Source organism: Streptomyces afghaniensis, assembly GCF_044327915.1.
GTDB lineage: Bacteria > Actinomycetota > Actinomycetes > Streptomycetales > Streptomycetaceae > Streptomyces > Streptomyces afghaniensis.
This window is the reverse complement of sequence record NZ_JBIRGJ010000011.1, coordinates 168038-188375: the sequence shown is the minus strand read 5'-3', so window position 1 is coordinate 188375 and position 20338 is coordinate 168038. Positions and strand designations below refer to the sequence as shown.

General features: G+C 71.3%; 19 protein-coding genes. 9 read left to right on the top strand and 10 right to left on the bottom strand.

The features are described from left to right. The first annotated feature begins 60 nt into the window (after nt 1-60). From ACH4G3_RS37355 to ACH4G3_RS37340, 4 genes are all read left to right on the top strand, one after another. Entirely contained in the window at nt 61-1734 is a 1674-nt protein-coding gene (locus ACH4G3_RS37355; protein WP_397628635.1) for a purine-cytosine permease family protein, read from the top strand. Between the two features lie 170 nt (nt 1735-1904). Further along, nucleotides 1905-2351: a hypothetical protein gene (locus ACH4G3_RS37350; RefSeq protein ID WP_397628634.1), complete on the top strand. Its 447-nt coding sequence runs from the start codon at nt 1905-1907 to the stop codon at nt 2349-2351. A 131-nt stretch (nt 2352-2482) separates the two neighbouring features. Further along, nucleotides 2483-2968, top strand: coding sequence for a cation:proton antiporter regulatory subunit (locus ACH4G3_RS37345; protein ID WP_354743618.1), 486 nt, complete (start codon nt 2483-2485; stop codon nt 2966-2968). 6 nt (nt 2969-2974) lie between these two features. Then, a complete protein-coding gene (locus tag ACH4G3_RS37340; RefSeq protein ID WP_397628633.1) occupies nt 2975-4228 on the top strand; it encodes a cation:proton antiporter in 1254 nt (417 codons plus the stop codon). Between the two features lie 618 nt (nt 4229-4846). On the opposite strand, the gene ACH4G3_RS37335 is transcribed toward ACH4G3_RS37340, so the two are convergent. The 3 genes from ACH4G3_RS37335 to ACH4G3_RS37325 all read right to left on the bottom strand — a co-directional run bounded on the left by ACH4G3_RS37335 (nt 4847) and on the right by ACH4G3_RS37325 (nt 7794). Next, a complete protein-coding gene (locus ACH4G3_RS37335) occupies nt 4847-5428 on the bottom strand; it encodes an Rv1733c family protein (protein ID WP_397628632.1) in 582 nt (193 codons plus the stop codon). Nucleotides 5429-5505: 77 nt separating this feature from the next. After that, a complete protein-coding gene (locus ACH4G3_RS37330; protein ID WP_397628631.1) occupies nt 5506-6606 on the bottom strand; it encodes a winged helix DNA-binding domain-containing protein in 1101 nt (366 codons plus the stop codon). Between the two features lie 150 nt (nt 6607-6756). Next, nucleotides 6757-7794, bottom strand: a complete 1038-nt coding sequence (locus ACH4G3_RS37325; protein WP_397628630.1) for a LacI family DNA-binding transcriptional regulator — start codon at nt 7792-7794, stop codon at nt 6757-6759. Nucleotides 7795-7892: 98 nt separating this feature from the next. Between ACH4G3_RS37325 and ACH4G3_RS37320 the strand changes: the two genes are divergently transcribed. From ACH4G3_RS37320 to ACH4G3_RS37305, 4 genes are all read left to right on the top strand, one after another. Then, complete coding sequence (locus ACH4G3_RS37320; RefSeq protein ID WP_397628629.1) at nt 7893-8924, top strand: sugar ABC transporter substrate-binding protein; 1032 nt, start codon at nt 7893-7895, stop codon at nt 8922-8924. 52 nt (nt 8925-8976) lie between these two features. Further along, nucleotides 8977-9834: a sugar phosphate isomerase/epimerase family protein gene (locus ACH4G3_RS37315; RefSeq protein ID WP_397628628.1), complete on the top strand. Its 858-nt coding sequence runs from the start codon at nt 8977-8979 to the stop codon at nt 9832-9834. Nucleotides 9835-9940: 106 nt separating this feature from the next. Beyond that, nucleotides 9941-11137 carry a Gfo/Idh/MocA family protein gene (locus tag ACH4G3_RS37310; RefSeq protein WP_397628627.1) on the top strand — a complete coding sequence of 399 codons (1197 nt, stop codon included), beginning with the start codon at nt 9941-9943 and terminating at the stop codon, nt 11135-11137. 24 nt (nt 11138-11161) lie between these two features. Beyond that, nucleotides 11162-12160: a sugar phosphate isomerase/epimerase family protein gene (locus tag ACH4G3_RS37305; protein ID WP_397628626.1), complete on the top strand. Its 999-nt coding sequence runs from the start codon at nt 11162-11164 to the stop codon at nt 12158-12160. Nucleotides 12161-12220: 60 nt separating this feature from the next. Here the strand turns inward: ACH4G3_RS37305 and ACH4G3_RS37300 are convergent, their stop codons facing one another. The 7 genes from ACH4G3_RS37300 to ACH4G3_RS37270 all read right to left on the bottom strand — a co-directional run bounded on the left by ACH4G3_RS37300 (nt 12221) and on the right by ACH4G3_RS37270 (nt 18731). Continuing rightward, entirely contained in the window at nt 12221-13348 is a 1128-nt protein-coding gene (locus ACH4G3_RS37300; protein WP_397628625.1) for an LLM class flavin-dependent oxidoreductase, read from the bottom strand. 94 nt (nt 13349-13442) lie between these two features. After that, nucleotides 13443-14429, bottom strand: coding sequence for an ABC transporter substrate-binding protein (locus tag ACH4G3_RS37295; protein ID WP_397628624.1), 987 nt, complete (start codon nt 14427-14429; stop codon nt 13443-13445). 33 nt (nt 14430-14462) lie between these two features. After that, complete coding sequence (locus ACH4G3_RS37290; protein ID WP_397628623.1) at nt 14463-15227, bottom strand: amino acid ABC transporter ATP-binding protein; 765 nt, start codon at nt 15225-15227, stop codon at nt 14463-14465. After that, the gene (locus ACH4G3_RS37285) at nt 15224-16156 is read right to left on the bottom strand and encodes an amino acid ABC transporter permease (RefSeq protein ID WP_397628622.1); all 933 of its coding nucleotides are present in this window, start codon (nt 16154-16156) and stop codon (nt 15224-15226) included. The genes ACH4G3_RS37290 and ACH4G3_RS37285 overlap by 4 nt, the downstream gene beginning before the upstream one ends. A gap of 3 nt (nt 16157-16159) precedes the next feature. Next, nucleotides 16160-17113, bottom strand: coding sequence for an ABC transporter substrate-binding protein (locus ACH4G3_RS37280; RefSeq protein WP_397628621.1), 954 nt, complete (start codon nt 17111-17113; stop codon nt 16160-16162). Beyond that, nucleotides 17110-17607 (bottom strand): GNAT family N-acetyltransferase, encoded by a 498-nt coding sequence (locus tag ACH4G3_RS37275; protein ID WP_397628620.1) that lies wholly within the window; start codon nt 17605-17607, stop codon nt 17110-17112. The genes ACH4G3_RS37280 and ACH4G3_RS37275 overlap by 4 nt, the downstream gene beginning before the upstream one ends. Next, nucleotides 17604-18731 carry an LLM class flavin-dependent oxidoreductase gene (locus ACH4G3_RS37270; RefSeq protein WP_397628619.1) on the bottom strand — a complete coding sequence of 376 codons (1128 nt, stop codon included), beginning with the start codon at nt 18729-18731 and terminating at the stop codon, nt 17604-17606. Before ACH4G3_RS37270 ends, ACH4G3_RS37275 begins: the two co-directional genes overlap by 4 nt. Before the next feature lie 548 nt (nt 18732-19279). Between ACH4G3_RS37270 and ACH4G3_RS37265 the strand changes: the two genes are divergently transcribed. Next, a complete protein-coding gene (locus ACH4G3_RS37265) occupies nt 19280-20260 on the top strand; it encodes an amino acid ABC transporter permease (RefSeq protein ID WP_397628618.1) in 981 nt (326 codons plus the stop codon). The last annotated feature ends 78 nt before the right edge of the window (nt 20261-20338 follow it).

The following is a 20338-nucleotide window of genomic DNA, read 5'->3' as shown; positions in this document are numbered from 1 at the left end:
ACGACCGCTGCCTACCGTGCCTGCCTTGTCAGTCCCCAACCCGCAGCAAGGAGGCGTGGCATGAGTACCGAGCCACGACTGGCCGAGGTCACCGAGCCGGAACCCGCGCAGAAGGCAGCGCCGGGCGCCGACCAGGCCGTCAAGGAGACCCTCGAGGACTACACGCTCCGCTTCGCGCCGCGCAGTTACCGGCGCTGGACCCCGATGGTGGTGGCGACGACCGCGCTCGGCGGCATCGCCTACATGGCCGACTTCTCCATCGGCGCCGGCATCGGTCTGGCCCACGGGACGGGCAACGCGCTGCTCGCCATCGCCGTCGCCGCCGTCGTCATCTTCGTGACCGGCTTCCCGCTGGCCTACTACGGGGCCCGCTACAACATCGACCTGGACCTGATCACGCGCGGTTCCGGCTTCGGCTACTTCGGGTCGGTGCTCACCAGCGTCATCTTCGCCAGCTTCACCTTCATCTTCTTCGCCCTCGAAGGCTCGATCATGGCCCAGGGCCTGAAGCTGGGCCTCGGACTGCCGCTGTGGCTGGGCTACTTGGTGTCCACGCTCATGGTGATCCCACTGGTCGTCTACGGCATGACGGCGCTGAGCAAGCTCCAGGTGTGGACCACCCCGATCTGGCTGCTGCTGATGGTCGGCCCGCTGGTCTACCTGGTCGCCACCGACCCGGGGACCGTCGACCGTTTCCTCGCCTACGCGGGCACCGACGGGGACGGCGGCGTCAACACGGCCTCCGTGCTGCTGGGCGCGGGCGTGTGTCTTTCGCTCATCGCGCAGATCGGCGAGCAGATCGACTACCTGCGCTTCATGCCGCCCAAGACCGAGGCGAACAAGCGGAGTTGGTGGACGGCCGTGGTGATGGCCGGCCCCGGCTGGGTGGTGCTGGGCGCGCTGAAGCAGGCCATCGGGGTGTTCCTCGCGGTCTACATCATCGCCGAGGTCGGTCCTACCGCCGCGCCCGAGCCGATCCAGCAGTTCAAGCACGCCTTCGACGCGATGATGCCGTCCTGGCTCGTCCTCCCGCTGGCCGTGGCCCTGGTCGTGATCAGCCAGATCAAGATCAACGTGACGAACGCGTACTCCGGCTCCCTCGCCTGGACCAACTCCTTCACCCGGGTCACGAGGCGCTACCCGGGCCGGATGGTCTTCGTCCTGGTCAACCTCGGCTTCGCGCTCGCCCTGATGGAGGCCGACATGTTCAGCTTCCTCAACAGCATCCTGGGCTTCTACTCGAACTGCGCGATCGCCTGGGTGGTCACCGTGGCCACCGACATCGGCATCAACAAGTACGTACTGAAGCTGTCCCCGCACGCCCCCGAGTTCCGCCGCGGCATGCTCTACGCCGTCAACCCGGTCGGGGTCGTCGCCTTCGTCGCCGCCTCCGGGCTGTCCATCGCCATGTACTTCCACGCCCTTGGCGACACGCTCCAGCCGTACTCCCCCGTCGCCGCGGCCGTCATCGCGTTCGTCCTCACGCCGCTGATGGCCGTGGTCACCAAGGGCAGGTACTACCTGCGCCGCACCGATGACGGCATCGCCGAGCCGCTCCTCGACGAGGACGGCAACCCCAGCGCCAGCACCTACGAGTGCCACGTGTGCCGGCAGCGGTTCGAGCGGCCCGACGTGGCCGCCTGCCGGACGCACGACGCCGTCGTCTGCTCGCTCTGCCTGAGCACCGACAAGCTCGGCGACCACGTCCTGCCGGAGGCACCCGCCGTCGTCTGACACTCGGGGGCGGAGGCCGCGAGGCTTCCGCCCCTTCGGCACGTACCAAGTCGGTCTCGGACTCCCTCGGCCACCTCCCGCGAAGGGGCGGCCCCGCGCACCGGGCGGCATACTTGATCTTGCGTTGCGCGATGATGCGGGCCGAAGGTCGGAGGGGAGATGACGGGGACGTGACCACCGAAGGGCCGGGCCGCGGACGGGGAACGCCCGACGAGCCGGACGGCACTCCCCCGATCCCGGACGACGTGTGGCTGAGGTTCCTCACGGACAGCGAGCACGCCATACGCGCCTCCGCGCCGAGGGAGCCCTCCGCGCGGGAGCGGGCGGCGGGACTGCGGCTCCAACCCCCCTACGCCGTCGGTGAACTGTGGCAGCCGGAGGATGTGTGGGTCCGCGTGGCCTGGCGCGACCTGGACCGCCGTGCCAAGGCCCGGCGCGTGGGACGGGTCGTCGCCACCGCCGCCGCAGTGGCTCTGGCGCTGGGAGCCTGGTCCCAGTTGTCCACCGGCGCGGGAGCGGGTCCCCAGCCGGGGACGGGCACCGTGCGGCAGGTGGAGGGAGCGACCGCGGCCACTCCTTTCCCGTCCGGATCCCCCACCCCGGCACACCCCAGATAGCACACACCGGACGGGTACGGTCCCGCACGGCCGCCTACGATGAGCCCACAGACGGGATCTGGGCCTCGTCCGGGCGCGGCCCCCGCAGGCGAGTCATCAGGAACGCGCACGCCGCCGAAAGGGGGACGGACATGAGCGCGCCACGCCTCAGCAGTACGCCGTTGCCGGGCATAGGTGTCCGCTACGACCTGACGACCCGGGACAGCCGCCGCCTGTCCGTGGTCGCCCACCGCGACGGCCACCGGACGATCAGCGCCTACCGCGACGACGACCCGGACGCCTGCGACCTGTCGGTGCGTCTGACGGCGGAGGAGGCGGCGACGCTCATCGACGCGCTGATGCCCGCGCACCACACGCCGAACCTGCTGTCCACGACCGACCTGGGGCTCGTCGCCGAGCGGATCGAACTGTCCGGCACCTCGCACTGGAACGGCCGGCTGCTGGGCGAGTCCCGGATCCGCACCGACACCGGCGCGTCCATCGTGGCGGTGCTGCGCCGGGCCGAGGCGATCCCCTCCCCCGCGCCGGACTTCCGGCTCGCCGGCGGTGACACGCTCATCGTCATCGGGACCCGCGAGGGCGTGGAGGCTGCCGCCGCGATACTCGGGCGGGAGTGACCCGCCATGCACTCCTCCGCGGTGTTCCTGATCGAGTTCGGCTGCCTCATCCTCGGGCTCGGGCTGCTCGGCCGCCTCGCCGGGCGCTTCAGCTTCTCGCCGATCCCTCTCTATCTGCTGGCCGGGCTGGCCTTCGGCGAGGGCGGACTGCTGCCGCTGGTCGCCAGCGAGGACTTCGTCGCCATCGGTGCCGAGATCGGTGTCATCCTGCTGCTGCTCATGCTGGGCCTGGAGTACACGGCCACCGACCTCGTCTCCAACCTCAGGACCCACTACCCGGCCGGGATCGTCGACGCCGTCCTCAACGCCCTGCCCGGAGCGGTGCTCGCCCTGTTGCTCGGCTGGGGCCCCGTCGCGGCCGTCGTGCTGGCCGGGGTCACCTGGGTCTCCTCCTCCGGCGTCATCGCCAGGGTCCTGGGCGAACTGGGGCGGCTCGGCAACCGCGAGACCCCGGCCATCCTGAGCATCCTGGTCCTCGAGGACCTCTCCATGGCGGTCTACCTGCCGATCGTCACCGCCCTGCTGGCCGGGGTGGGGCTGGCCGCGGGTGCCGTCACGCTGGCCATCGCCTTGGGCGTGGCCACGCTCGTGCTCGTCCTCGCGGTGCGCTACGGCCGCCATGTCTCCCGCTTCGTCTCCAGCGACGACCCCGAGAAACTGCTGCTGGTGGTGCTCGGCGTGACCCTGGTGGTCGCCGGGTTCGCGCAGCAACTCCAGGTGTCCGCGGCGGTGGGCGCCTTCCTGGTGGGCATCGCGCTGTCCGGCGAGGTCGCCGAGGGCGCGACGAGCCTGCTCGCGCCGTTGCGGGATCTGTTCGCCGCGGTGTTCTTCGTCTTCTTCGGCCTGCACACGGACCCGGCCAGCATCCCGCCCGTGCTGGTGCCGGCCCTCGCCCTGGCGGCCGTCACCACCGCGACGAAGATCGCCACCGGATACTGGGCCGCGCGCCGCGCCGGGATCGGGCCCAAGGGCCGCTGGCGCGCCGGCGGCACGCTCGTGGCCCGCGGCGAGTTCTCCATCGTCATCGCCGGGCTCGCGGTCACGGCCGGCATCGAGCCCTCCTTGGGCCCGCTGGCCACGGCGTACGTCCTGATCCTGGTCCTGGTCGGCCCTCTGACCGCGCGCTACACGGAGCCCGTGGCCACCGGCCTGACCGGCCGCCTGCGCCGGAAACGGAGCACGTCCGGCGCGGCGTCGGCACCTGGCTCCGCCGGCGCCCACGAGACCATCGACGGCCAGGACATCGTCGGCCGCACGTGACCGGCCCGGGGCGGGCGGGCCACCGACCGGTGCGGTTCGTTTCCAGGAGCCGACGCCTTCTGCCGCCTCGACGCCCGCGGCGCACAAGCGTGGGACCGCACGACTGAGGCAGGGGGCGCCCCACTGGCGGGGCGCCTGCGGGGCGCCTGCGCCCGGTCCCCGCGGGCTGACGGGGTACGGCTGTGCTCCCGTCCCCGCCGTACCGAGGCCGGCGTACGAAAAACCCCGCAGGCCCGCGCGGCTCGGCCGCCCTCCGGTTGCCATGATGCGAAGGCCCGGCACACGGCAACATCCGCGCGACTACCCCGGCGCTCCCATGCCGCCGTGCAAGGGCGCCACGAGCCAGCGGGGAGCACAGCCGCACTCCCCCGCCGCCACGCGAAAACGCGCCACACACAAGACCCCCCACGGCACGGCCGCACACAGCCCCACTCCCCGCCCACCACGCGGAGGCCCCTCACGGCAGCACCCGTCGGTCAGCGGCGCACAGGCGCGTCCTCCCCCTCCGCCCCGCGAAAGCCCGGCGCACGGCAGCCCCCGTCGGTCAGCGGCGCGCGCCCGCGTCTTTCCCGGCCGCCCTGCGGAAGCGTCCCGAGCGGTGTCGCTGTCGGGGTGTGGTCAGCCCGTCTTCCAGCCCCGGCGGGTGTCGATCCGCTTCCATTCCGCGTCCCACTCAGCCATGCGCCGCCGGTCCAGGAACAACCGCGTCAGCCAGGCGGCGCCCAGCACCGTCCCGCCCGCGAGGGCTCCTGCCAGACCGCCGCCCACGGTCGTGTGCAGCCAGGCCTCGCCCGAGGACACCGGTGGGGTCGTGATGTCACCGCTCCTGTTCACCCACAGGGGGACCGTCGTCCCGGCGGGGGTCCGGGGCGGCACCCGTGCCTGCTCCGTGTGCGTCGAGCCGTCCGGCGCGGTCCACCGCACCTTCGCCCACACCCGGTGGTCGCTCGCCGCGCGGGCCGGTGACGGGCCCGGCGCGTCCTCGACGGCGACCGCGGAAACCCGACGGCTCTCGGCCCGCTGTCGTTCGACGGCCTGCTCGACCGCGCCCGCTGCCATCAGGCCCGCGCACACGCCGCCGAGCAGGGCGAGCACCCAGCCTGCGAGCACGACCCAGGCTTCGACGACGTCGATACGCCGCTTGAGCGCGTTGCGCCGCCACCGCCACCACCGCACGGTCACACGCTCTGAGGCTCCCATCGGCCGACACCCCCTCGTGAGCACCGGCAGCACCCTTCCAGTGTGCGCCTTGACCGGGCCCCCTGTCGGCGTATCGCTCAGCCGGAGAACGCGGCGATCCGTATCCGGTCGCTCTCGTCGCCGGACAGGAAGGACGCCAGCGCTCGCCCTTCCCCCGCGACGGATTCCCGGTCGGCCCGGGAGAAGCGGCGCAGCGGGGTGACCAGGACGGTGTCCGTCTCGACGCTCCAGGTCGCGGCGACCCGCCCGTCGACCAGGACGACGCGGGCGCCTTCGACCGACAGGCCGCGGTGGGCTTCGTCGATGATCCGGCCTCGGTCGTGGTAGCCGAGGATCGCGTTGTCGAACGCCGGCAGGAACCGCACCGGCGCGGGGGTGTCGGGGTCGGGGCGCGGCGCGTCCGGGAGGTCCAGCAGTTCCCGGCCGCGCTCGTCGCGGAAGGCGACCAGTTCCCCGCGCAGGGCGGAGACCGCGGCCGGCAGTCCCGCCAGTCCGCACCAGGCGCGCAGATCGGCCGAGGCGGCGGGGCCGAACGCGGCCAGGTAACGCCGTACCAGCGTCTGCCCCACGGGATCGGAGTCGTCCGCGACCGGTGGGTCGATCTCCCGCCCCAGCCAGGAGGAGACCAGGGCGTAGCGCGCTCCGGCCGTGGTGCGCCACAGTCCGCGCGGCGGCAGTTGCACCGTGGGGAGCAGGCCGGCGATCAGCATCTCGCCCAGTGGCCGGGGCCCTGCTGCGGGCCAGCGGCCGGCGACGGCGCGCGCGAGGTCCCCCATGGAGCGGGGCTCGCCGTCGGCCATGACCTCCCGCCCCGCCGCCGCGAGTTCGCCGAGGTCCACGCCCTCCAGCTCGCGGCGGTACGTCCCGAGCACCCGCTGGCGCAGCATCGCGTCGTGACGGGCCCGCCAGGCCATGAGGTCGCCGGCGGTGACGAGGTGCACGGTGCGGCGCATGAGATGGGTCCGCACCACACGCCGCCCGGTCAGCAGCCCCGACAGCGCCGCCGGGTCGAACGCCCGCAGCCGGGACCAGAGCCCGATGAACGGCTCCTGCGGCTCCTGCGCCTGGAGACCGCACAGGTGGGCGACGGCGTCGAGGACCGGCAGGTCGGCGCGGTCGAGGAGCAACTGCCGCGCGAGGGTGGCACGGTTGAGCGCCCGGGCGTCGAGAACGGTCAATGGAGCACCTCGGCCTTCGAGTCGTGTGCCGGCCCGTGGTCCGGGAGGTCCGGGCGGCTTGCGCGATCACCGTGGCACGCGATGCGGTCAGGCGGTGACCGCATCCGCCGTCGCACTCCGGCATGAGGCCGGGGCGGCGGAAGCGTCCGGTCAGCGCGGCTCCGCCGTGGTTCCCCGCACGACCAACGACGGGGCGAGGACGATCTGGCGGGACTCTGTACGGCCGCCGTCGAGGCGGTCGACGGCGGCTGCGACGGCCTGCCGGGCCTGTTCCTCGGCGTTCTGGCTGACGGTGGTCAGGTCGAAGGCGTCCAGCCGGGACAGTGTGTCGTCGTCGTAGCCGGCGACGGACACCGTGCCGGGGACGTCGACGCCGGCGCGCCGGAAGGCGGTGAGGAGACCGATGGCGCTCTGGTCGTTGAACGCCACGACGGCGGTCGGCAGGTCGCCGCTGCCGAGCAGGTGCCGGCCGGCCCTCTCCCCGGCCTTCTCCGTGCTGTCCCCCTGGATGACCTTGATGTGCTCGTCGAGTCCGTACCTGCGCATGGCACTCCGGTACCCGCGGCGCCGGTCGGTGGCGATCACGCCCTTGCCGCCGTCCACATGGACGATGGACCGGTGGCCGAGTCCCACCAGGTGGTCGACGATCTGGCCCACGCCGTCGTCGTCGGCGCTGCGCACGACATCGAGGGCGGCGTCGGCGATCCGGCGGCCGACGGAGATGACCGGCGCCTTGCGGTCCAGGTCGGCGAGGGCGGCAGCGGGGGCCACCGGCCCGAGCAGGATCAGCGCCTCGCAGCGGAAGGCGAGGAGCGTCTCGACGGCCGCATGCTCGTCACGGGTCCGGGTCAGGGTGCTCAGGACCAGGTCGTAGCCGATCTCCTCGGCGGCCGTGTGCAGATGCTCGACCAGTTCCGCGTGGAAGGGGCTGTGGATGTCGACCATGACGCCGAGCAGCCGGCTGCGTCTGCTGGCGAGCGCGCTGGCGGTGCGGTCGGGGCGGTAGCCCAGCTCGGCGGCGGCCTTCAGGACGCGCTGACGGGTGCGCTCGCTGGGCCCGGGTACGTTGCGCAGCACGAGCGACACGGAGGCGGTGGACAGGCCGACACGCGCGGCGACGTCCTCCAGCCGGGGACGTGGAGCCGCGCCGTTGCCGCCCGTGGGAGCGGCGGAGCCGAGCTCTTCCACAGGACCTCCCGTCGATCCGCGGCAACACCCTTGACATCCGGCTGAGACGCCACTGATAGTACCAGCACTTAAAGCGCTTTAAAGCGAGGTGCACGATCATGAACCGCACATCCGCTCCACTCCCCCGCTCCCGCAGAACCGCCTGGACCGTGGCCACCGTCGCCGTCACGGCCACCGCCCTGCTCGCCACCGGCTGCTCCAGCGGTTCCGGCGGCAGGAAGGCCGAGGAGGGCGGGGTGAACGCCGCGGCCGGCAAGGCCGACACGCCCCGTATGACCGTCGCGATGGTCACGCACGCACCGTCCGGCGACACCTTCTGGGACATCATCCGCAAGGGCGCCGAGGCCGCCGCGGCCAAGGACAACATCAAGCTCGTCTACTCCAACGACGAGAGCGCGGGCGGTCAGGCGAACCTGGTCCAGAACGCGATCGACCAGAAGGTCGACGGCATCGCGGTCACCCTGGCCAAGCCGGACGCCATGAAGTCGGCCGTCGCCAAGGCCCGCGCCGCAGGCATCCCCGTCGTGGGCTTCAACTCGGGCATGGACGAGTGGAAGGACCAGGGTCTGCTGGAGTTCTTCGGCCAGGACGAGTCCGTCGCGGGCGAGGCGTTCGGCGAGAAGCTCAACGCGACCGGGGCGAAGAAGGCCGTCTGCGTCGTCCAGGTGCAGGGACACGTCGGGCTGGAGGCCCGCTGCGCCGGAGTGAAGAAGACCTTCAAAGGCCAGGTGTCGAACCTCTACGTCAACGGCAACGACATGCCGTCCGTGAAGTCCACCATCACGGCCAAGCTCAAGCAGGACTCCTCCATCGACCAGGTGGTCACGCTCGGCGCGCCGTTCGCGCTGACGGCCGTGCAGTCGGTGTCCGACGCGGGCAGCAAGGCCGGGGTCGCCACGTTCGACCTGAACAAGGACCTGGTCGGCGCCATCAAGGACGGCGACATCGAGTTCGCCGTCGACCAGCAACCCTTCCTCCAGGGTTACCTCGCCGTCGACTCGCTGTGGCTCTACCGGAACAACGGCAACTACATGGGCGGCGGCGAGGCGCCCGTCCTCACCGGTCCCGCCTTCGTCGACAAGAGCAACATCGACACGGTCGCCGGATTCGCCGCCAAGGGCACGCGCTGACCGTCGGCACCGCCGCACACCGCACCCTGTCCCCCTCTCCCCGGAGACACCTGTGAAGATCGCCCTCGACCCCTACATGATCCGCCATGTCCCCCTGCTCCAACTCCCGGCCGTGGTGGCTGAGTTGGGTTACGAGTGGATGGAACTGTCGCCCCGCGAGGACTTCATCCCCTTCTTCCGGCACCCACGCGTCGACGACGGCGCGGTCGCGAAGTTCCGCAAGGCCCTGGACTCCGCCGGCGTCGGCATCTCCTCCCTGCTGCCCCTGTTCCGCTGGTCGGGACCGGACGAGGACGCCCGGCAGGCCGCCGTACGCTACTGGAGGCGGGCCATTCAGATCGCCGCCGATCTCGGTGTCACCAGCATGATCTCCGAGTTCAACGGCCGCCCCGAGGATCCGGACCGCAGTGAGGCGCAGTTCTGGAAGTCCATGGACGACCTGCTGCCGCTGCTCGAACGGGCGGGCATCCATCTCGCGCTGGAGCCCCACCCGGACGACTTCATCGAGAACGGCTACGACGCGATCAACCTCATCCGGGGCATCAACCACCCCAACGTGTCGTTCCTCTACTGCGCGCCGCACACGTTCCACCTCGGCGGCGACGCCCCCGGCATCATCGAGTACGCCGGTGACCTGCTGACCCATGTGCACCTCGCGGACACCTTCGACCACACGGCGTCCTCCGGCAACCGCTACATCCTCAACCCGCCGGGCACCCCCGCCCGCATCCACCAGCACCTCGACATCGGCCAGGGCGAGGTCGACTTCGGCGAACTCTTCGGCGCACTGCGTGCGAACGGCTTCGACGGCACGCTGACGGCCTGTGTCTTCGCCTGGGAGGAACGCGCCGCGGAGTCCTCCCGCTTCATGCGGCAGAAGATCGACGAGTATCTGGCCGACTGGTCCTGACGGGCCGCGGCGACTTCGTTTCGCCATGGGCGTTTTTAAAGCGCTTGAAACATGTGCCGCAGCCACCGACCGCACCTCCTTCCACAGATCTTCGAAAGGCACCGTCATGCCCCCTTCCGGCAAGCCCCTCTCCGTCGCGGTGATCGGAGCCGGTATGGCCGGCCGCAGTCACGCCGCCGGCTATCGCAATGTCAACACCGTGTTCGGCGCGGGTCTGCCGCCCGTCCGGCTGGCCGCGATCGCCGACGCCAACGTCGCGCTCGGCGAGGACGCCGCCCGCCGCTACGGCTACGAGAAGGCACTCCCGAGCTGGGAGGCGGTTGCCGAGGACCCGACGATCGACGCCGTCAGCATCGTCGTCGCCAACGATCTGCACCGCCCGATCGCGCAGGCCCTGGTGGCCGCGGGCAAGCACGTCCTGTGCGAGAAGCCGCTCGCCGGATCACTCGAAGACGCCCGGGCGATGGCCCAGTTGGAGCGCGGCGCCGATGTCGTGACCGCGGTCGGCTACACCTTCCGCCGTTCCCCCGGCATCGCCGCGATCCGCGACCACGTCCTGCGCGGCGAGCTCGGCGACCTCACGCTGTTCAGCGGCCACTACTGGTGCGACTACGCCACCGACCCGAGGGGGCCGCTGAGCTGGCGCTTCAAGGGCGGACCCGGTTCCGGTGCGCTCGGTGACGTCGGTTGGCACATCATCGACGCCGCCGAGTACGTGGCCGGGCCCCTCGTCTCGGTCTCCGGCGCCACCCTGACCACGCAGATCCCCAAACGGCCGCTGCCGCTGGGCGCGGTCGTCGGGCACAACGCCGCGCCCGTCTCCGACGAACTCGGGGAGGTCGAGAACGAGGACACCGCGTCCTTCACCGCCCGCTTCGCCTCGGGCCTCATCGGCACCTTCTCGGTGACGCGCACCGGATTCGGGCTGCCCAACGGCCTGGCCTTCGACGTGCTGGGCGTGGGCGGACGAGCCGCGTTCGACCAGCACCGGCCCGCCGAGTACCTCTTCGACGACGCCCAGCCCGACGCCCGTACCCGGGGCGCCCGCACGATCATCGTGGGCCCGAACCTGCCGTACTTCGCGGGCGGTGTCCCGATGGAGGCGCCGGGCGTGGGCGCGGCCAACGCCGACCACTTCACCTACCAGGCCCGGGCCTTCCTCGACCAGGTCGCGGGCGTCGCCGAGCCGTTGCCGGCCTGCGCCACGTTCGCCGACGCGCTGCGGACCATGGAGATCATCCGGGCCGTCGTCGAGTCCTCTCGGGGCGGCGGTGTCGCCGTCGAGGTACCGCCCGCCGCCTGATCCCGTACCGAAGGAGCACGAACCATGGCCCTCAAGCTCGGCGCCTACACCGCCTGCCTGCACGACCGGCCCCTCACCGAGGCCCTGGACATCCTGATGGAGAACGGGCTGGCCTCGGTCGAGGTCAACACCGGTGGCTTCATCCCCGCCCCGCACTGCCCCGTGGACCTGCTGCTGTCCGCGGCCACCGCGCGCGAGGAGTACCTGGCGACGTTCGCCGACCGCGGGATGGAACTGACCGGGCTCAACTGCAACGGCAACCCGCTCAACCCCCTCCCCGGCGTCGGCCCCAAGCACGCCGACGACCTGCGCCGCACCATCCGGCTCGCCGGACTGCTCGGCGTCAAACACGTCGTCACCATGTCCGGCACCCCTGGCTCCGACCCCGACGCCAAGTACCCCTCGTGGGTCGTGAACCCGTGGGACGGCGTCTACATGGACGTCCTGGACTACCAGTGGGGCGTGGCCGTCGCCTTCTGGAAGGAGATCGACGCACTCGCCCGGGAGAACGACGTCCGGGTGGCCATCGAGATGCACCCGCACAACGTGGTGTTCTCCCCTGTCACGTTGCGGCGGCTCGTCGACGAGGGCGGCCTGACGAACGTCGGCGCCGAGATGGACCCCTCCCACCTGATGTGGCAGGGCATGGACGTCGTCGCCTCGATCAAGTGGCTGGGCCCGCTCGTCTTCCACGCCGCGGCGAAGGACGCCACGCTCTGCCCGGGCGCGGACATCCGCGGCGTGCTGGACACGTCGTTCACGCGCGTGTCCGCCGACGCGCCCGGCAAGGTTCCCACCGGCTACGGGTTCTGGTGCAACGCCTGGCCGGAGAACCCGGCGTGGAAGTTCGTCGCCGTCGGCGAGGGACACGACGTGGCCTACTGGACGGAGTTCCTGCGCGCCCTCGCCGAGGTCGACCCGGACATGGCGGTGAACATCGAACACGAGGACGCCGCCTACTCGCAGACCGGGGGCCTGGCCCTGGCCGCGAAGAACCTCCACAGCGCCGCTGCCGCCCTGTGACGCGGCTTCGCGTCCGGCCCCGTCCCCGCCGGCCAGGGGCCGGGCCGGGTCGCGAGCGGCTCATCGGCGTTGCCATTCCTCCGCGAGGAGCCGGTACGAGCGCACCCGGTCGGCGTGGCCGTGGGTGATGGTGGTGACGAGCAGCTCGTCGGCGCCGGTGGCCTCCCTCAGTTGTTCGAGCTGGTCGGCGACGCGCCCGGGCGAGCCGACGAACCGGGTGTCGACGCGGTCGGCGACCAGGGCCCGGTCCTGCTCGGTCCAGTGGTGGGCGCGGGCCTCTTCGGGCGTCGGGAAGGGGATGGCGCCCTCGGCGGTGCGGATGCTGCGGACCCACAGGCCGTAGCCGGTGGCCAGTTCGCGGGCGGTGTCGTCGTCCTCGGCGACGACGACGTCGGCCGAGACGCTGACGTAGGGCTTGTCGAGGTGGTCGGACGGCTGGAACGCGGCCCGGTACCCCTCGGCCGCCTCCAGTACGGTGGCCGGGCTGACGTGGTAGTTGGCGGCGAAGCGCAGGCCGTTGCGGCCCGCGACGTCGGCGCTCTCCCCGCCGCTGCTGCCGAGGATCCACACCTGCACGTCGGCGCCTTCTCCCGGGACGGCGTGTGCTTCGAGCCCGTCCGCCGAGCGGTAGTCGCCGCGCAGCAACGCGAGGATGTCGCCGATCTGTTCGCCGTAGTCCTGGTGACGGGCACCCGGTTGCCGCAGCAGTTGCTGCTGGAGCCTGAGGCGTGGTGAGTCCCGCAGGTGTTCGGGCGAGAACCGGGGCGGGATCCTGAGGCCGTTGGGGGTGCGCCCGTCGACGACGGGGGTGGTGGTCGGGCGGGGTGCCGCCGGCTGTCCCGGGGGACGTCCGCCGGAGCGGCCGAGGCCCAGGTCGAGTCGCCCGGGGTGCAGGGCGTCGATCAGGCCGAACTCCTCGACGGTGGACAGGGCCGTGCGGTGGCCGAGCTGTACGGCACCGGAGCCGATCCTGATCGTGGAGGTCGCGGCGGCGGTCAGGGCCAGCAGCACGGCGGGAGAGGTGCCGGCCACGCCCGGGTTGAGGTGGTGCTCGGCGAACCAGTAACGGCTGTAGCCGAACCGCTCGGTCTGCCGCGCGAGGTCGATGGTGTGGTGCAGCGCCTCGGCGGCGGTGGAGCCGGACGGGATCGGGACGAGGTCGAGGACCCCGAGGGGGATGCCGGACATGGTCGGGTGCTCCTCAGCGGTCGGTGGGGCCAGGGCTGCGGGCCGGTGAAGGGCCGGCTGCCGGTCTTCGGCAGGACTGGGGGTCGGCGGGCGGCTAGCTTCCGGTCTTCGGCAAGCCGGGCGGGTTGATCTCCGATTTGGTCACGGCCTCGCCGGACAGGCCCCAGCGCTTCAGCACCTTCGCGTACGTGCCGTTGTCGATGATGTGGTTCAGCGCGTCGGCGAGCGGCTCGGCCAGTCCGCTGCCCTTCTTGGTGGTGGCCGCGATGAGGCCCTGGAGCCGGGCGCCTGCGCCCGAGTACGTGCCGACGACCTCCGTCCTGCCGGTGGTGGCCGCATGGTAGGCGGCGGTCGGGTTGGGGCCGAGGTAGAGGTCTATTCGGCCGGACTGGAGGGCGAGGTAGGTGTCGCTGTCGCTCTGGTAGTACTTGATGTCCACCGGCTTCCGGCCGGCCTTCTTGTTCTCCGCCGACCACTCGACCAGCAGTTTCTCCTGGTTGGTGCCGCTGCCCACGGCGACGGTCTTTCCGGCGACGTCCTTCGGCCCGGTGACCTTCAGGCCGCTGCCCTTCCTCGCCTCGAAGGCCAGGTTGTCCTCTCGGTAGGTGGCGAAGTCGTACTTCTCCTTGCGTTCCTCGGTGACGGTGATGTTGCTGAGGCCGGCGTCGTACTTGGCGCTGTCGAGGCCGATGAAGATGTTCTCCCACGACACGGTGTTGAGGTGCGGCTTCAGACCGAGGACGTCGGCGACCAGGTGGGCGATGTCGGGCTCGACGCCGATGACGGTCCTGTTGTCACTGGCGTAGAAGGTCAGGGGCGCCGCGGAGCCGGACGAGGCGACGAGTTCCAGGGTGCCTCTCCTGCGGATGCGCTCCGGGACTTCGGCGGCGATGGAGTCGACCTTGCCGGTGGTGACGCGGTTCTGGTCGGGGCTGATGTTGATCTTCGTCTTGCTGCCGGGTGTGGCCGCGACCTCCGTCGTGCCGCCGTCGGTGGGGTTGGCGCAGGCGGCGAGGACGAGGGCGCCGGCGATTCCGAGCGCTGCCGCGGTGGTGGTGCGGCGGGGGACGAGAGTGGTCACGGGGGTGCTCCTTGCGACGGGACGGGGTGGTGGTCAGAGGACCTTGGAGAGGAAGGCGCGGGTGCGCTCGTGCCGCGGGGCGTCGAGTACGGCCGAGGGCGGACCCTGCTCCACGACGACGCCGCCGTCCATGAACACCACGGTGTCGGCGACCTCGCGGGCGAAGCCGATCTCGTGGGTCACGACGATCATGGTTGTTCCGGTGCGGGCCAGGTCCTTGATGACGTCGAGGACCTCGCCGACCAGCTCCGGGTCGAGGGCCGAGGTGGGTTCGTCGAAGAGCAGCACCTTGGGTTCGAGGGCCAGTGCGCGGGCGATGGCGACCCTCTGTTGCTGGCCGCCGGACAACTGCCGGGGATAGGCACCGGCCTTGTCGGCGAGCCCGACCCGCTCCAGCAGCCGGCGGGCGGTCTCCTCCGCCTCCCTGCGCGGGCGGCGCAGGGCGGAGACGGGGGCCTCGACGAGGTTCTCCAGGACGGTCAGGTGCGGGAAGAGGTTGAAGTTCTGGAAGACGAACCCGATGTGGGTGCGCTGCTTCAGGACGTCCTTCTCCTTGAGCTCGTGCAGCTTGTTGCCGGAGCGGCGGTAGCCGATGAGTTCGCCGTCGATGCTGATCCAGCCGCGGTCGACCTTCTCCAGGTGGTTGATGGTGCGCAGCAGCGTGGATTTTCCGGAGCCGGACGGGCCGAGGACCACGGTGACCTCCCCGGCGCGGACGCTCAGGTCGACGCCGCGCAGCACCTGAAGGGGGCCGAAGTTCTTGTGGACGCCGTGGACGTCGACCATGACGGCACTCATGTGCTCTCCTTCGTCACGAAGCGCCGGGCGCGCTGGAGCGGGGTGGGCGGCGGGGTGCGGTCGGCGCCCCGGGCGTAGCGGCGCTCCACGTAGTACTGGGCGACCGACAGCAGGGAGGTCAGTACGACGTACCAGGCGGTGGCGACCAGCAGCAACGGGATCACCCGGCCGTTGCGGCCGTAGATCACCTGCACCTGGTAGAAGAGCTCGCCGATGGACATCACGTAGACCACCGAGGTGCCCTTGAGCAGGCCGATGATCTCGTTGCCCGCGGTGGGCAGGATGGCGCGCATGGCCTGCGGGAGCACGATCCGGCGGATCTGCCGCAACCGGGGGATGCCCAGCGCGGCGGCTGCCTCCAGTTGGCCGTGGTCGACAGCGATGACGCCGCCGCGGACGATCTCGGCGGCGTAGGCGGCCTGATGCAGGGTCAGCCCGATGACGGCGGCGCCGATGGTGCCGATGAGCGTGTTGCTGTCGACGGACCAGAACACCGGCCCGAACGGGATGCCGACGCCCAACTCCCGGTAGAGGGCGCTGAGGTTGAACCAGAACACGAGCTGGACGATCATCGGGATGGACCGGAAGATCCAGATGTAGGTCCAGGCAACGGTCGAGAGCACCGGGCTGCGCGACAGCCGCATGAAGGCGAGCACGGTGCCGAGGAGGAAGCCGAGGACGGTGGCGTAGGCGGTGAGCTGGAGGGTCACCCACACCGCCTGGACGATCGTCTCGGAGAAGACGTAGTCGCGGAAGACGTGCCACTCCCAGACGGGGTTGGTGGCCAGGCCGTGGACGAACTGGGCGACCAGCACGACCACGGCGGCCCCGGCGGCCCAGCGGGCGTAGTGGCGGGTGGGTACGACCTTCGGTTCGGTGGGGCCGCCGGCCGCTGTGGTGGCCGGTTCCGTGATGGTGTCGCTGCTCATGGGTCACCTGTGCTCGGGCGGGTTGATCCGCGAGGTGTCGATCGCGGAGGCGGTGGTGCCCCACTTGCCGAGGATCCGGGCGTAGGTGCCGTCGTCGATCAGCTCGTCGACGGCCGCCTGGAACGCCCTGGTGAGCGGGGAGCCCTTCCGGAAGGCGAAGCCCACGTCGAGGCGGTGGTACTCGCCGAGGAACGTGGTCTGCGCCGCGGGCTGGGCAGCCTGGTGGCGCAGGCCGTTGATGGTCGACATGATCACGTCGATGCGGCCCTGCTGGAGCGCGGTGAGCGTCGCCCCGGTCTCCGAGTAGACCTTCACCTCGTACGGCTTCTTGCCGGCCTTCGCGCACACGCGCTTCTGCGCGGTGAGGGTCGTCTCGAAGGTGGTTCCGGCGCCGGTGCCGATGGTCAGGCCGCACAGCTGGGTCAGGTCGGTGACCTTCTTCCTGAGCGTGGTGTTGCCCTTCTTCACCGCGAAGCCCTGGCCGTCGTTGATGTAGGTGACGAAGTCGACGGTCTTCAGGCGCTGGGCCGTGACGCCGAAGTTGCCGGTGCCGACGTCGTACTTGCCGCTGCCGAGGGCGGGCAGGATCGTTTCGAAGGAGGCGTCCTGCCGCATCGCCTTCACACCGAGGACCTTCGCCACCGCCTCGGTGATGTCGATGTCCTGGCCCGCGGGTGGCTCGCCGGGCCCGTCCGGGTAGTAGGCCCCGGGCGGCGACCCGATGGAACTGCCGATTCGCAGGGTGCCCGACCGGCGTACGTCGGCGGGCAGCAGTGCGGCGACGGAGTCCACCTTGCGTACGGCGGCGACCGGGTCGGAGGTCGGTGCGGGGGACTGCGCGCCCACGGGACCGGTCCCGGCGGTGCCGCCGGAGCCGCAGGCCGTCAGCGCCAGGGCGGGCAACAGCGCGAGGGCGGCGGTTGCGCGCGGGCGGGTTCTGATCGTGCGAGTCTTCACGGGTGGGGGGCCTCTCGGAGGTGTTTCTCGAACGGCAGCGGCCCGATGGACTCCGGCTCGGCCTCCGTGTCGAACAGCGGGGTGTAGCCGGTGGCCAGATACAGGGCGCGGGCCTCGGGCTGGCGCGGGCCGGTGGTGAGGAAGATCCGCCGGTAGCCGCGCAGGGCCGCCTCGCGCTCCAGCTCGGCGACGACGCGCCGGGCCAGACCACGCCGCCGGTGGGCGGAGTGGGTCCAGATCCGCTTCAGCTCGGCCGTGGCCAGGTCGTAGCGGCGGAAGGCGCCGCCCGCGACGGGCTCGCCCCGCTCGAGCAGCAACAGGAGCAGACCGCCGTGCGGTTCGGTGAACTCGTCGTCGGGGTAACGGGCGATCTCGGCGTGCGCGTCCCTGCCGTAGCGGGTCGAGTATTCGTGGCCGAGTTCGCGCAGCAGCGGTTCGACACGGGGGTCGGAGACGGGGACGTGGATGAACGTCAGTTCCGGTGCGGACGTCACCCGGTCACCGCCGTGAGGGTCTGCGTCCCGCGAGCCGCCCGCTCGGCGTCACGCTTGGCGACCTCCTCGCGGACGAGGGGGATCACGTACCGGCCGAAGTCGATGGCGTCGCCCAGCAGGTCGTAACCGCGGGCGGAGAGGATGTCGACGCCGAGGTCGTAGTAGTCGAGCAGGGCCCGGGCGACCGTCTCCGGGGTGCCGACCAGGGCGTTGGAGTTGCCCGCGCCGCCGGTCGCGGCGGCCGTCGGGGTCCACAGGGCGCGGTCGTAGCGCTCGCCCGCCTCGGCGATGGCGAGCAGCCGCTGCGAGCCGGCGTTCTGGGGGGCGTCGGTACGGTGGCGCCGCTTGAGCCCTGCCGCGCCCTGCTCCCTGATGGCGCCGACCGTGCGGTGGGCCTTCTCCCAGGCCAGTTCCTCGGTGGGGGCGATGATCGGGCGGAAGGCGACCTGGATGCGCGGCACGTCGGTGCGGCCCGCCGCCTTCGCCGCGGCCTTCACGGCCTCGATCTGCTCGGCGGTCTTCTCCAGCGGTTCTCCCCAGAGGCAGTAGACGTCGGCCTCGGCGCCCCCGGCGGCGTACGCGGCGGGCGACGAGCCGCCGAACGACACGTTCGGGCGGGGCTGCTGGACCGGGAAGACGTCACTGACGAAGTCGTGGAAACGGTAGTGCTCACCCTCGTGGTCGAAGGGCTCGTGCGTCGTCCAGATCTTCTTGACGACGCGGATGTACTCGCGGGTGCGGGCGTAGCGCTCGTCCTTGCTGAGGATGTCGCCCTCTCGGCCCTGCTCGTGGTCGTTGCCGCCGGTGATGAAGTGCACGGTCAGGCGGCCCTCGCTGATCTGGTCGAGGGTCGCGAAGGTCTTGGCGGCGAAGGTGGGGTACGAGACGTTGGGCCGGTGGGCGAGGAGGATCTGGAGATGGTCCAGCCGGCTCGCGATGAACGCGGCGGCCGGTGCCGGATCCGGTGATCCGGAGCCGTAGGCGAAGAGCACCCGGTCCCAGCCGTGCTCCTCGTGCGCCCGGGCGAGCCGGAGCGTGTACTTCTTGTCGAAGGCGCCGCCGGAGCGCGGGGTGGTTTCGGAACCGTCGTTGGTGGCGGCGATGCCAAGGAACTCCACGGGCATGGGTATGGCCTTTCTCAAGTCCTCTGCTGCCGTGCCGAGTTCGCTGCCGGGACAGGGAGGCACGGCGGGGCGGCCCGGGGCGCGGTCGGGAACGACGGCGCCTCAGGGCAGGGGAATGCGGGTGAAGAACGGGTGTGATGACGCCGGGGTGTGGGCCCCGGACGGGGTGGGGCGGCGGCAGCGCGTGTCAGGGAGAAGACTCGGCCCGCGACGGGGGCACCGAGGGAGGGAAAGGGCCGGTCAGACGGCCCGCTGCCGGGTCAGGCGCAACACGCCGCGGACCACACCCGACCGAAGTCGATGTGGCCACGGGTGACCAGGCGCTGCTCGGCGTTCATGCGAATACTTGAGCAGGACGACTCACGTTCCGTCAACCACGGCCCGGATGGCGGACGGCAGTTGGGCGGCTCCTGTGTGGTTGACACCTGTGTGCGTCGGCCCCATACGATCGACGGCACCGCGTTGAGGGACGCGGCGAGCGTGATGACGCCCCGGCCGGGCTCCGGTCCCCTGTCCACGCCGTGCTTCCCTCCCTGGAGAGCCTTCTGATGGTCCCGCCCTCCGATCTCACCGCATCCCTCCACGCACCTGCGTCTGCGCCGGCCACTGGTGCGAATTCCGAAGACCTTCCGCGGATCGTGCCGCGCCGGCGTCTCGGCCGCCTGCTGTCCGCCGCCGTCGCGCTGCTGCTCTTCGCGATGGCGGGCAACTCCGTCGTCCGCAACCGTGCCTTCCAGTGGGAAGTGGTCGGCCGGTACTTCACCAGTGCCGCCGTGCTCGACGGGCTGCTGCTGACCCTGTGGCTGACCGGGGTGGTGATGGTGCTCGGTTTCCTGCTGGGCATCCCGCTGGCCGTGATGCGGCTGTCGGCCAATCCGGTTCTGGGCACCCTGAGTTGGGGTTACGTGTGGGTCTTCCGGTCCACCCCGCTGCTGGTGCAGCTGCTGTTCTGGTTCAACATCGGCGCCCTCTACCCGACGCTCGGCCTCGGCATCCCGTTCGGTCCGCAGTTCGTCACCGTCAAGACGGTGAACCTGCTCGGCCCCGCCCTCACGGCCGTCATCGGCCTGACCCTGCACGAGGCCGCCTACGCCACCGAGGTGGTGCGCGGCGGCATGCTCTCGGTGGACGCGGGGCAGACGGAGGCCGCCCAGGCCCTGGGCATCGGCAAGGTGCGCGCGCTGCGGCGGATCGTCGTGCCGCAGGCGATGCGCTCCATCGTGCCGACCGCCGGCAACATGCTGATCGGCACCCTGAAGGGGACCAGCATCGTCAGCGTGCTGGCCGTGCACGACCTGCTGTACTCGGCGCAGTTGGTCTACAACCAGACGTACCAGGTCATCCCGCTGCTGATGGTCGCCACCCTCTGGTACATCGCCGTCACCAGCGTGCTCGGTGTGGGGCAGTTCTATGTCGAGCGCCACTACGCGCGGGGCGCCGCGCGGGCCCTGCCGCCCACGCCTGTGCAGCGGCTGGTCGCGGCGGGTCGGGCGCGATGGGCCGCGTATCGCCGTGCCCTGCACTCCTAGATTCCCTACTTTTCCTATAGAATTACTAGGGAAGTATTGACGGGGCCCGAAGGCGCCGCACAGGATGAAGTGCGTGCC